Below are 13,237 nucleotides of genomic sequence, written 5' to 3' on the forward strand. Positions count from 1 at the left end.
GCGGCTGTCGAACGGGCGGGTTCATTCCTGTGTCGGCCATCTGCGATCGAGGTCGGAATGGTCGAGACCGAAATGATCCAGAACGAGATCGAGGTTACGGCGGTTGGATTTGAAGTAGACGTCGAACAGGTCCCCTACCAATGGGACACTTCCGGCCGCCGCATCGAAGCCAATATTGACCAGCATCTTAATAAGCTTGTCATTGGGCACGCCGAGCCGCCGCGCCTCGTTGACGATGTATAGACTGATCGCAGCGCCGGCGAAATCCCCGACACCCGGCACCAACCCCATGATTGAATCTGCTCCAAGCGAAAAGCGTGTGCCGGGAAACCCGGTTATGCGGCGCAGGCGGGCCAAACGGCCGACGTTACGGAAACCCGTGTACTGACGATGTGCCCGCTCGTCTGTCATGCCGCCGCTTTCGCCATCTTGCCCAGCCGCTTAATCGCCTGCTCCAGCGAGCGCTGTCCGTCGCAATAGTCCTGCCAAGCGCTGGTTTTCGCCAGAAGTGCAGGCACTGTGCGGACAGTAAACCGCTTCGGGTTCAGATCCGTCTTCACTTGGCTCCAGGTCAGCGGCATCGATACAGTCGCGCCCGGCCGGGCGCGTGGCGACAGCGGTGCGACGGCCGTCGCCATCCGATCATTGCGCAGGTAATCCAGGAAGATCCGGCCGTTGCGCTGGTTCTTTGCCATTTTGATCAGATAAAGCTCGGGGTTCTCGCGTGCCATCTGCATGCAAACATCGTGGGCAAACCCTTTCGCCTCCGGCCAGGTCAGCTTCTTGCCCTTTGCCACGGCCAGCGGAGTGACGACATGCAGACCCTTGCCACCGGTGGTCTTGCAGAAGCTCACAAGACCGAGTTCCTCCAACCGGTCCCGCATTTCTCGGGCGGCTTCGACGACGGTGGAGAAGGGGACATCCGGACCCGGATCGAGGTCGAAGACGAGACGACCGGGTACCTCCGGTTGGCCCGGTTCGCAATTCCAGGGATGTAGTTCGACGCCGCCGATCTGGGCGATGGCCGCAAGGCCCTCGACCCGATCGACCTGCAGATAGGGTTTCCTGTCGCCGAACACCTCCACCAGTTCGAGCAGGTTCGAGGTTCCAGGCATCGCGTGTCGCTGGAAGAACTGCTCGCCGCCGATGCCGTCAGGCGTCCGGATGATCGAGCATGGCCGCCCCTTGATATGGTCGATCAGCCATGGACCGATAGTTTCGTGATACCGGGCAAGATCTTCCTTGGTGACCGGTTCTCCGTCATTGGCATCCGGCCACAGGGGCTTGTCCGGGCTGGAGATCATCACGCCCATCACCTCGGCCTTGGCGTTCTTGCCGCGGGCCTGCCTTGCTGTCTTGGTGCCGGTTGGCGTCGGAGTTTCGGTTACTTTCGTAGGCGAGGCCGGCTTTTCTGCCTCGACCTCGGCTGCAGGCTTGTCTTCGCGCAATCCCTTGAATGCCGCCTGGCGGACCAGTCCATCCGCTGTCCAGCCGGCGAACTGGATCTCCGCGACCAGCTCCGGCTTCACCCAGACGACATTGGGATCCTTTTTCGGGGCGCCGATCCCCGTAAAAGCCGACTTTGAGGCTTCCAGTTCCTGCAGCCTCGGCAGGATCGTCTCGACCGTTTTGGCACCATAGCCGGTCCCGACCCGACCGACATAGACGAAGTGATCACCCCTGAAGACGCCGACCAGCAGCGAACGGAACTTGCCGTCGGTCTTGGCATAGGCGCCGATCACGACTTCATGGCCGGCACGGCACTTGGACTTCGCCCAGGTCTCGGTGCGGCCCGACTGATAGGGAGCATCCGCCTGTTTCGAGACGATGCCTTCCAGTGAGAGCTTGCAGGCCGACTTCAGGACGGCATCTCCGCCAGTCTCGAAATGCTCCACGAACCGCAGGCGTGGATCCTCGCCGGCATCATCCAACAGTTTCTGCAGCCGTTCCTTCCGTTCGGTGAGCGGCAGTTGCCGCAGATCCTCATCGTCGTCGAACAACAGGTCGAAGGCAAAGTAGACCAGCGCGTCGGTCTTTCCTTCCGACAGCGCCGCTTGAAGTGCTGCGAAGTCCGGCGCACCATTTTCGTCGAGGGCGCAAATCTCGCCGTCAATGATGGCATCAGGCAGGTTTGCGGCCGATGTTGCAATCGCCGGATATTTTGCCGTCCAGTCCAGGCCCTTTCTGGTCGTCAGCGTCACCTCGCCGTTTTCGATCCGCGCCTGTATGCGGTAGCCATCGAACTTGATCTCGTGGATCCAGCCCTCGGCCGAGGGCGGGCGTTCCAGCGTTTCGCAGAGTTGCGGCGCGATGAAGTCGGGCATTGCGGACTTCGCTGGCTTGGCAGCTTTGGCTGGGGCTGATTTCCTTTTAGTTTTGGTTTCGGCTTTTCGTTCTTCCGCAGCAAGGCCGTGGTTGCTGTCCCACACCGCATCCGCTTGAAGGTCGCCGCTCTGGACCATGAACGGCTTCGGCTTCCTGCCTTTGCCAGCTGCAATCGCTTCCATGGTTCGGCCCGAGGCCACCGAGGTTTCGTTGTCCTCAAGGACCGCAGCACCGTTCTCATCGACCGAGAAGTCGTCATGATGTTTGATCAGCAGCCAGTTGGTCCGCTTGCCCCCGTCGCGGTCGTTGCGCATCCGCACGAGGACAAAGCTGCCATGCAGCCGCTCGCCTTCCAGAGTGAACTTGAAGTCGCCCTTGGCCAGCGCCTGCTCCGGCGTTTTGTTGCCTTCCGGCTCCCAATAGCCACGGTCCCACAACATGACCGTGCCTCCGCCATACTGGCCTTTCGGTATGGTACCTTCGAAGTCGCCATAATCGAGCGGGTGATCCTCGACTTCGACAGCCAACCGTTTGTCGTGGGGATCGAGCGACGGTCCCTTGGTCACTGCCCAAGACTTGAACACCCCGTCGAGTTCGAGCCGCAAGTCATAATGCAGCCGCGTGGCGTCGTGCTTCTGAATGACGAAGCGCCTGCGGTTCGATGCCTTCAGCTTCGCTGCGCCGCTCGGTTCTTGCGTCTTCTGAAAATCGCGCTTCTGCTTATAGGTCGAGAGCTTGTCGCTGGCCATGGCAGTCTCCGGTACAAATCCGCCTCCCGTCTCGGACGAAGACGGTATGAGGCGCGGGCCGGACAGGTGAGACGCTCGGCTGCCGTTTCGTTGGCCGCGATGAGAAACCGGAAAAATCATCGCGTTCGTCATCCCTGTCACGTCCGGTTGACACGGCACGCGACCTCAGGAGGCAAAAAGCAACAGATTATCGTTTTGTTCCATGGAGTTGGGCAGGGAGTTGGGAAGGAGCGCCATCAGCTCTGAATGACCAACCTGGCACCGTCAGAATTGATATGCGATTTCAGCATGACTGCGGTGCAGCAAAGTCTATTTAATAGGCGACGGGAATCCGTATGATGTGCTTATCGAAGCGATGCACCTCCTCCCGCGTCGGTTCGATATGCAGACGTCCTACTCCTCCTCCCAAGGGCGTTTGCGGAAACAGCAACACTCCTCCTCCCAGTTGCTGTTCGGTTATTTTCGAAAAGCCTGCCGCACCTCCTCCCGCGGCAGGCTTTTTCGTTTCGGCAGCTGTCACGCCGCCGCATCTTTCAGGTCCTTGTGCAAAACGCGGAAAAAAATGAGGCAGTGGAGTCACTTGGCTCCCGCAGCCTAGGCTCCTGATTCGTTTCATCATTTCGCCCGCAGCGCTTTAGCGGAGCCTAAATAAGCTCGATAAGACCGGCTTGACTCCGTCATGGGCACGGAACAAAAGAAGAACACCAACAATTTTCGGGGACATGAAGTCCATGCAACACGAGCCGAGGGAGGTCCGTGAACGATGTCGCGCGTCTATAGCCCTCGGGTCATTGAGGAACTCAGGGATCGTATTGCGCACCTGGAAGGCAGCGCGGCGAAGAAGGCTGCCGCGCTTCCCTTCGGCGTTCGCCAAATTGATGAACGGCTACCGGGCGGTGGGCTGTCTTACGGCGCTCTTCACGAGGTCGCCGGTGGCGGTTCGGGCACTGTGGACGGCGCGGCGGCGGCCCTGTTCGCCGCCGGAATTGCCGCGCGCTCGAAGGGCAAGGTCCTCTGGTGCCTGACGAGACCTGACCTGTTTTTTCCCGCCATCGCCCAGGCCGGCCTGCATCCCGACCGAGTGATCTTCTGCGAAGGCGACAAGGAGGAGGACGTGCTGGCATCCATGGAAGAAGGGCTCTCTTTCGGTGGTTTGGCAGCCCTGGTCGGGGAGCTGGTTCGATTGCCGATGGTGGCATCCCGGCGGCTGCAGCTGGCTGCCGAAAAGACAGGAACCATGGGGCTCGTGGTCCGCAGATGGCGGCGGCAGACGGAAGCGTCGGACTTCGGCAATCCGACGGCCTCGACGACACGATGGAGGGTGAGCGTGCTTCCGTCGGAGGAGCTGCCGGTCGCGGGTGTCGGCCGGGCCCGATGGCTGCTGGAATTGACGCGCGTGAAAGCAGGCGAGTGTGCTGAGTTTGAAATAGGAGCCTGTGATGCCAAGGGTCGTGTGTGTCTACTTCCCCACTCTGCCAACAGACCGGATACGGCGGCATGGAAAGGGAGCCGTGCCAGCTGATCAGCCGCTCGTCGTCATTTCCAAATCGGGGTCGAAACGCTGGATCTCGGCTGCCGATACCGCCGCGCGCAAGCTCGGCCTCAAGGTGGGCATGCCGGCGAGCAAAGCTCAGGCCGTGGTCGCGAACCTCACGATGATCGATGCTGATCCCAGCGCTGATGCAGCAGCCCTTGAGCGCCTGGCACTATGGGCGCTCCGGCAATACAGCCCTGTCGTCGCCGTCGACGGCTCGGACGGGATCGTCATGGACACGGAAGGCGCCGATCACCTTCAGGGTGGCGAACATCTGCTGATCTCCGGGTTGGTCAACGCCTTGAGAGGGCGGGGACTTACCGCACGTGCCGCCGTCGCGGATACATGGGGAGCCGCGCATGCCATCACCCGCGTGACGTCGGCTGAAACGACCGTCGTTCCGGTGGGCGGTGTGTTGAAAGCGGTAACTGGCCTGCCGTTCCACTGTCTGCGTCTTCCGCCAGACACGATCCATGGGCGGCGGGTGATGGGCGTCGAGACGGTCGGTGAACTCTCCGCAATGCCTCGCGCTCCCGTGACGCTGCGATACGGTCCGGAAGTCGGCCGGCGGCTGGACCAACTGCTTGGTCGAATGGCAGAACCCATCGAACCCCTGCGCACTCCGGAGCTTGTCGAGGCAGCGAAGAACTTTCAGGAGCCGATCGGCGCGGCGGAGACGATCGCCAAATATGTGCGTCGACTGGTCGGCAAACTGACCACCAAGCTCGAGACACGTGGCCTCGGCGTCAGGCGTTCCGATCTCGTCATCCATCGTGTCGACAACACCCGCCAATGCATCCGAGCCGGCTTGGCAAAACCGGTGCGCGACCCCGCCCGGCTGTCAAAGCTTCTCTGCGACCGCATCGAGAAGATCGACCCGGGCTTCGGCATCGAACGCCTGGTGCTTGTCGCCATCATGGCAGAACCGCTCGAGGAGCGACAGACTGCATCCTCTCTGATCGAAGAACCCGTGGTCGACGTGACACCGCTTGTCGACATTCTCGGCAATCGCGGCCAGCGGCTTTACCGTGTCACACCTGTCGCCTCCGATGTCCCGGAACGGTCCATGCGGCGTATCGGTCCAACAGACGACGAAACCGGCGCGACCTGGGCCGCCAAATGGCCGAGGCCGTCGCGGCTGCTGGCAAACCCGGAAAGGATCGACGTCACCGCTCTGCTACCTGACCAGCCGCCTGCCGTGTTCACCTGGCGCGGCAAGCGCCGGCGCGTCAAAAGGGCCGATGGCCCGGAGCGGATATTCGGCGAGTGGTGGCTTCGTCCGAGAGAACATGCCGCCGTTCGCGACTATTTCGTCGTCGAGGACGAGACGGGTGAACGCTACTGGGTCTATCGCGCCGGTGACGGCGTAGATGCTGACACGGGCTCACACCTCTGGTTTCTGCATGGGGTGTTCGGATGAGATATGCGGAGCTTCAAGTCACCACGCATTTCTCCTTCCTCCGGGGAGCGAGTTCAGCCGAGGAACTGTTCGCGACTGCGGCGGCTCTCGGCATCGACTCCCTGGGCGTGGTCGATCGCAACTCGCTTGCCGGGATCGTGCGGGCATGGGAGGCGGCAAAGACTACGGGCGTGCGACTGGTCGTCGGCTGTCGGCTCGATCTTTCCGACGGCATGTCTATCCTGGTCTACCCCACCGATCGGCCAGCCTATTCGAGGCTGACCCGCCTACTTTCACTCGGCAAGAGCCGGGGCGGCAAGGGCAAGTGCATCCTCGATCTGTCGGATGTCGAAGCCTATAGCGCTGGCCTGATTGCCGTCCTTGTCCCGGATGAGGCAGACGAGACCACGGCAGGCCAGCTCAGGAAGATCGCCGCAATCTTCAACGACAGGGCCTACGTTTCGCTGTGCCTGCGCCGTCGTCCGAACGACCGTCTCCGGCTTCACAATCTCTCGAACCTGGCCGCTCGCCACAAGGTGAAGACGGTCATCACCAACGATGTCTTGTTTCATGATCCAAGCCGCCGGCAGTTGCAGGACATCGTCACCTGCATCCGCAACCGCACGACCATCGATAGTGTCGGCTTCGATCGCGAGCGGCATGCCGATCGCTTCCTGAAAGCGCCGGAAGAAATGCACCGACTTTTTGCGGACTATCCGGAAGCGCTGGCACGAACCCGTGAAATCGTCGATCGCTGTCGTTTCGACATGAGCGAGCTGCAATATCAGTACCCGGAGGAAGCCTTGGTTCCGGGCCTGGACGCCCAGCAGTCGCTGACCAAGTTCGCCTGGGAGGGCGCCGCAAACCGGTACCCGGAGGGGATCCCCGACAAGGTCCGCAAGGCGATCCTGCATGAACTCGAACTCATCCGGGTGATGAAATACGCACCATACTTCCTCACCGTCTACAGCATCGTCCGGTTTGCCCGATCGCAAGGAATTCTCTGCCAGGGCCGAGGATCGGCGGCGAATTCGGCTGTCTGCTACTGCCTCGGCATCACCAGCATCAACCCGGAAACCGGTGACCTGCTGTTCGAGCGTTTCGTCTCGACGGAACGGGACGAGCCGCCGGATATTGACGTCGATTTCGAGCATGCCCGCCGCGAGGAGGTCATCCAGTGGATCTACGAGACCTATGGACGCTCGCGCTCTGCGCTCTGTTCCACCGTCACCCGCTACCGCGCCAAAGGCGCGTTGCGGGATGTCGGTAAAGCATTAGGGCTACCGGAAGACCTGATCACGCAGCTCTCCTCTGGGGTCTGGGGCTGGTCGGAAGGGGTCGGCGAAAAGCAGCTCATCGACAACAACATGAATACCGCCGATTACCGCCTGAAGCTGGCGCTGGATCTGTCTGCCCAACTGATGGGAGCGCCCCGCCATCTCGGCCAGCATCCGGGCGGTTTCGTCCTGACCCAGGATCGGCTCGATGATCTGGTGCCGATCGAACCGGCGACCATGAAGGATCGCCAGGTCGTGGAATGGGACAAGGACGACATCGAGGCGCTGAAGTTCATGAAGGTCGACGTGCTCGCGCTCGGCATGCTGACCTGCATGGCGAAGTCGTTCGAGCTGCTGCGGGATCATAAGGATATCCCCATGGGCTTGGCGGATATCGAGCAGGAGGACCCGGCCACATACGCTATGATCCGGAAGGCAGATACGCTCGGCACGTTCCAGATCGAAAGCCGCGCCCAGATGGCGATGTTGCCACGCCTGAAGCCTCGGACATTTTACGACCTCGTCGTCCAGGTGGCGATCGTCAGGCCCGGACCCATCCAGGGGGATATGGTGCATCCGTATCTGAGGCGGCGCGAAGGCAAGGAGAAGGTCGAGTATCCGACGCCCGAGCTCGAAGCGGTTCTTGGCAAGACGCTCGGTGTCCCGCTGTTTCAGGAGAGCGCGATGAAGGTCGCGATGACCTGCGCTGGATTTACGGCAGGCGAAGCCGACCAGTTGCGGCGCGCGATGGCGACGTTCAAGTTCACGGGCGGCGTCTCGAAGTTCAAGGACAAGCTCGTCAAGGGCATGGTCGAAAACGGCTACACGCGTGAATTCGCCGAGAAGACATTCACCCAACTCGAAGGCTTCGGCTCCTATGGCTTTCCGGAAAGCCACGCCGCAAGCTTTGCGCTGATCGCCTATGCGAGCTCGTGGGTGAAATGCCATCACCCCGATGTATTTTGTGCTGCGCTTCTAAACAGCCAGCCTATGGGGGTTCTACAGCGTCGCGCAGATCGTCCAGGATGCAAGAAACCACGGTGTCGAAGTTCGGCCCGTTTGTGTGAACCGCTCCCGCTGGGACTGCACGATGGAGCGGATCGGCAATTCCGACCGGTTTGCTGTCAGGCTTGGCATGCGCGTCGTGAAGGGCCTGTCGACCAATGACGCCGCCCGGATTATTCTGGCGCGCGCCGACCAGCCGTTTGCCTCGGCCGACGACATGTGGCGACGCTCCGGCGTATCTCCGTCGTCGCTGGTCAAGCTTGCCGAAGCGGATGCTTTCCTTCCGTCCCTGCAATTGGAGCGGCGGCAGGCACTCTGGGATATCAAGGCGCTCCGGGACGAACCGCTGGAACTCTGGGCGGCCGCCGCCGAGCGCGAAGCTAAGGTGATTGCCGAAATGCAGGAGCCCGAAGTTTCGCTGAAATCGATGACCGAGGGTAGGGAAGTGGTTGAAGACTATTCGCACACGGGCCTGACCCTACGAGCGCATCCGGTTTCGTTTCTCCGAAGAGACCTCGAGCGCAAAGGCGTCGTCACCTGCGCCGAGGCGATGGGACAACGCGACGGACGATGGCTATGGACGGCCGGCCTTGTCCTGGTGCGACAACGACCGGGATCGGCGAAAGGCGTCATGTTCCTGACGCTGGAAGACGAGACCGGTATCGTCAACGCGGTCGTCTGGCCATCGCTGTTTGAACGCCAGCGGCGGGTCCTGATGACGGCGAGCATGATGGCCATCAACGGACGCATCCAGCGGGAAGGCGAGGTCGTTCACCTCGTTGCCCAGCGCCTGTTCGATTTCTCGACCGACCTCGCAAGCGTTGGGAACCGCGACGGCGGCCTTGGTGACTTCCCACTGCCCCATGGCCGCGGCGATCAGGTCAAGCACGGAGGAGGACCGGATCCACGGGATAAACCCAAGCCCGCTGTGCAAACTCGGGACATTTATATTCCCGATCTCCATATCGATAATCTGAAGATCAAATCCAGAAACTTCCACTGAGGACACCGCTGTGTCGCGCCTGTTTGCAGTCACCAAAAGCCTGGAGGAGATTGTCGCCCATTTTGGGGTCGACATGGCGCCGGCGATTGAGGTGCCGAGCGAAACGGTCGAAGGCACTCCCGGACTGATCGTGTTGGAGAAGGACGGACTGCGGCTGCTGAAGTCAATTCCTTGGGGCTTCCCACGGCAGACACGCGACATGCGACGGGAAGGCGAGCCCCCGAGCCGAATAGGCCTTGTTGCCGATCTTACCAATCCGCTCTGGGACCGTATCGTCGTAGAGCCCAGATATCGCTGCCTGATCCCGCTCACTCATTTTGCAAATCCCGACGGCGTTAAAGGGTCAAAAACCCGATCCTGGTTTTCGAGGAACCGGCAGCCCCTGATGGCCTGGGCGGGGTTCTGCAAGAACACCCCGGACTTCGGCCCCGTCTTCGCCGGCATGACCATGACCGCCAACGAGAAGATCAGGCCGTTCAACGACCGCATGCCTGTTCTGCTCAAGCCAGACGAATACGAGCGCTGGCTTCATGGTTCGATCGAGGACGTTATCGCTTTCCAGTTTCGCGAGCCGCCACCATCCGATGACTTCGAAATACTGCTTACGCGTGATCGTTGGCAAAGCGGGGTCTCCCCTGCCAAGGCTTCACCGCGCCGGGACAACATGCTTATGTAACCGAGGTCTCGTGCTCGGTTTCCAGTCGAAAGGTCTGCAGAATGTGTAACTTATACACCGTCCGTCTGTCCGCTGCGGAAGTCGCAGCGCACTTTCGCGTACCGAATCCGATGCAGTCCAACGCCCCTGAGGAAGTGTATCCGGGCACGCCTGGCATGGTCGTCACCGAGGCTGAAGGCGTTCGCGAACTTCGCTCGATGGTCTGGGGCTTTCCGCTGCGCCTGAAAGGCATGAAGCCGGAAGCAAAGCCAAAGCCGGTCAACAACATCGCGGATCTTACAAAAGGCATGTGGATCGGCCTGGCGCGAAAGCCGCAATGGCGGTGTCTGATCCCCGTAACGGGTTTTGCCGAAGCCGAGGGTGAAAAGGGCAGGATGACCCGGACCTGGTTCTCTTTGAAAGACCGGCCGATCTTCGCCTGGGCGGGGCTTTGGCGGATCAGCGATGAATGGGGTCCCGTCTACTCCGGCATCATGACGGACGCGAACGAAGCGATCCAACCGGTGCACAATCGCATGCCTGTCCTGCTACATCCCGACGAGTACGAACAGTGGCTTCACGGTAGCTTCGACGACGCACTCGCATTTCAGAAGCGGACATTTCCGCCCGAGTTGGTGACGATGGAGCGGACGAGCGAGCTATGGGCGAAGAAGAAGGCCGCACCCGAGGCGCCGCTGCTGCTCTGACCGCAGCTTTTTTCTGTCGATATCGGAATGGTTAGCATGCGACGCCAATCACCAACGCGCGCGCGACCTTTCCATTGGTCGCCTGCGCACCAGGATGGGTCCATGGGTTCTCGATCATAGTCACACGGACGGTCGAGCTATCGTCAAATCACGTCGGACACCGTCCCAGCGGACGTGAGGCCTTAGACCTGAGGGCAGGCTGAACAAGCAGCTAAAGGATCGGGACGGCTACACGATCCGAAACAGCATTATCATTGTTCCTCGGAGGCGACCCATGGAGGCTTGCCAATCCCGCTCTTGATGGATGGCTTCCTGGTCCAGCCCCGGATCTCCGTCGATCAACCCGCTGACGGGGTCCGCTAGCAAGCTGCGGCCGCTTCGGCTTAAGCCTTCGCGGTGATCGCGACCGGTCCCGGACACTGACGGGAGCCATCGAGCGGGAATGGCCCGCTCCAAAGATGGAGCCTCAGATGAACACCGATCTTTCGCTTGCACAGAACCACGCCTTCCAGCTTTCCCGCACCCTGATGGTTCCAGTCACGCTGTTCAGATCCGGCGACGAGTTCGGCGTTCTGCCGAGCGACGAACTCGATGACGAAGACGATCTGGAGATCGTGCATGAATATGTTCCGGGCGGGTCTCATTGAGACCCTTCACCCTGGGTGTCGCTTGCGAGCGGCAGGCGGCAAGGGAAGCTGCGCCGCTGCTGGCAGGTCATCCGGAGCGGAATGCAAATCTGCAGATTGCCAGCCGCGCCCTTGCCCCCTTTGCTCTTCGCGGCCGCCGGAAAAAGGTCCCGCAAATTGCGGGAGACATGAATCTGGAGAGAAGGGCGGCGCCTAGCGCCGAGTAAAATAATGGAAAAACAGAAACTGGAGGAACTTCGGGACCTCGTCCCGTGCGCAGTAGTGCTGGAACAGGCCGGTTTTGCCATCGACGTCAAGGAAAGCACCCGCAAAGCGTTGAAGTACAGACGCGGTGCGGAAATCGTCATCGTCATCCATGGCGGGCGGGGATGGTTCGATCCACTGTCCGACGCGAAAGGCGATGTCTTCGGTCTAGCGGAGCATTTGGACGGCGTCACCTTCGTCGAAGCGCTCGACCGGGTGGCCGCTCTTGTCGGCATCGTCGCCAGGGATCCTGCCTGGTCACGACCGGCCGGAAAGCCCGCACACAGCAGTTCCGTCTCTGAACGCTGGGCGACACGACGTAGGCCGTGGCAGGGATCAATGACCTGGCGCTATCTGCGCACCGAGCGTTGCCTACCGGCAACGATCATCCGGGAGGCCATCCAAAGTGATGTCCTTCGGGAAGGCCCTTATGGCAGCATGTGGGCCGCGCATGTCAATGACGATGGTGTTGTCACTGGCTGGGAGGAGCGCGGTCCAGATTGGCGCGGCTTTTCGACAGGTGGTTCTAAAACCCTGTTTCGCCTTGGCTCTCATGACGCGACGCGTCTTTGCGTCACCGAGGCGGCGATAGACGCCATGAGCCTTGCGGCATTTGAGGGCCTTCGCGAGGGCAGCGTCTATCTCAGCACCGGCGGAGGTTGGTCACCGATGACGGACGCCGCGGTCCGCAAGCTGGCCGCGTGTCCCGGTGTCGTTCTGGTGGCGGCCACCGACGCCAATAGCCAGGGCGAGACCTTTGCCAGCCGCCTCCGTGACATCGCGGATGACGTGGGCTGTGACTGGTTGCGCCTGAAGCCGCCGGTCGAGGACTGGAATGACGCGCTGAAGGCGCGGGAAGATGAAAATCGGGAAAGGAAAACAAGGGCAGGAGGAAGAGGACTGCCGCAGTCGCGCCGCCCGCATCAAGGGTGAAGCTGCGCCCGGCTTTGCCGGCCCTTGACCCGAGCGGAACACGCTGCAGCTTGAGGGGAGGGGTCAAGAAGGACTGAAGAGGATGGTGAGGCAGGGCAGCGCCGCGCTTCGGTTCGGACAGGGCCAAAGGAGCCGCCAATGAGCACCCCTTCCGCAATCCGTAAAGTCTACCAGGGCGCCGCCGACCGCCATCAGATGTTCCGCATGTTCGATCGGCACGCACAGCGTCCAAACCGTTTCGAGGGTGACGCAAGCGCGCTCTATGCCGGCGAGTGGTTCGAAATAACTGAGCGTGAGCATGATTACATGTTCGAGATCCTGCCGCCGCTGTGGATACGGGGCTCGATGTTCGCGATGCGCGAATTCTTGACCGGGTCCGTTACATCGGTGTTCTTCGCGCTGCGGATCGACGGGGTCATCCGTTTCTTCCATGGATATTGCGATCTCTCCGACGGTGCGTCGGTGGAGGACATGCGGCTGGCGATCATCGAGCGGGAAACGCGTCCCGTGAGGGCAATGACCCGAGACGAGCGCCTTGAGCACATCTGGAGTGCCACGGCGGATACCTATCGTGGCTACGCCGATGAAACCACTCCGCAGTATCTGCCGTGTCAGCGTGTCATCACTCTCTTCAGCAATGCCGGATCTGCCAGGCTGAAGCTTCTCGACGACCTGACCGACGACGAGATCGCAGCCAAACTGCCCGTTCAACTGCGCCATCTGCCCGATACGGCAGTCGCAGCCTGAGGAGGCGCTTTCT

General features: G+C 61.1%; 9 protein-coding genes and 1 pseudogene. 8 read left to right on the top strand and 2 right to left on the bottom strand.

Features of this window, described 5'->3' with window-relative positions; translation table 11 throughout:
- Positions 1–21: 21 nt before the first annotated feature.
- Positions 22–411 carry a DUF4112 domain-containing protein gene (locus tag P0086_RS02910; protein ID WP_275782336.1) on the bottom strand — a complete coding sequence of 130 codons (390 nt, stop codon included), beginning with the start codon at positions 409–411 and terminating at the stop codon, positions 22–24.
- On the bottom strand, positions 408–3,074 hold the full coding sequence (ligD, locus tag P0086_RS02915; protein ID WP_275782338.1) for a DNA ligase D: 2,667 nt from the start codon (positions 3,072–3,074) through the stop codon (positions 408–410). The genes P0086_RS02910 and ligD overlap by 4 nt, the downstream gene beginning before the upstream one ends.
- 763 nt (positions 3,075–3,837) lie before the next feature.
- Here ligD and P0086_RS02920 point away from each other — a divergent pair.
- The 8 genes and pseudogenes from P0086_RS02920 (at position 3,838) to P0086_RS02955 (ending at position 13,224) form a co-directional block, all read left to right on the top strand.
- Positions 3,838–4,596, top strand: a complete 759-nt coding sequence (locus P0086_RS02920; RefSeq protein WP_275782340.1) for an ImuA family protein — start codon at positions 3,838–3,840, stop codon at positions 4,594–4,596.
- A complete protein-coding gene (locus P0086_RS02925) occupies positions 4,514–6,028 on the top strand; it encodes a DNA polymerase Y family protein (protein ID WP_275782342.1) in 1,515 nt (504 codons plus the stop codon). Before P0086_RS02920 ends, P0086_RS02925 begins: the two co-directional genes overlap by 83 nt.
- Positions 6,025–9,292 (top strand): annotated as a pseudogene (locus tag P0086_RS02930) (error-prone DNA polymerase). The gene P0086_RS02925 and the pseudogene P0086_RS02930 overlap by 4 nt, the downstream one beginning before the upstream one ends.
- A gap of 10 nt (positions 9,293–9,302) precedes the next feature.
- Positions 9,303–9,968 carry an SOS response-associated peptidase family protein gene (locus tag P0086_RS02935; protein WP_275782344.1) on the top strand — a complete coding sequence of 222 codons (666 nt, stop codon included), beginning with the start codon at positions 9,303–9,305 and terminating at the stop codon, positions 9,966–9,968.
- Between the two features lie 41 nt (positions 9,969–10,009).
- Entirely contained in the window at positions 10,010–10,654 is a 645-nt protein-coding gene (locus tag P0086_RS02940) for an SOS response-associated peptidase family protein (protein WP_275782346.1), read from the top strand.
- Positions 10,655–11,124: 470 nt separating this feature from the next.
- Positions 11,125–11,301, top strand: coding sequence for a hypothetical protein (locus P0086_RS02945; protein WP_165422072.1), 177 nt, complete (start codon positions 11,125–11,127; stop codon positions 11,299–11,301).
- A gap of 210 nt (positions 11,302–11,511) precedes the next feature.
- On the top strand, positions 11,512–12,477 hold the full coding sequence (locus P0086_RS02950) for a DUF3991 and toprim domain-containing protein (protein WP_275782350.1): 966 nt from the start codon (positions 11,512–11,514) through the stop codon (positions 12,475–12,477).
- Between the two features lie 138 nt (positions 12,478–12,615).
- Positions 12,616–13,224 (top strand): DUF1419 domain-containing protein, encoded by a 609-nt coding sequence (locus P0086_RS02955; protein WP_275782352.1) that lies wholly within the window; start codon positions 12,616–12,618, stop codon positions 13,222–13,224.
- The last annotated feature ends 13 nt before the right edge of the window (positions 13,225–13,237 follow it).

It is taken from the genome of Mycoplana sp. MJR14, assembly GCF_029210525.1.
GTDB lineage: Bacteria > Pseudomonadota > Alphaproteobacteria > Rhizobiales > Rhizobiaceae > Mycoplana.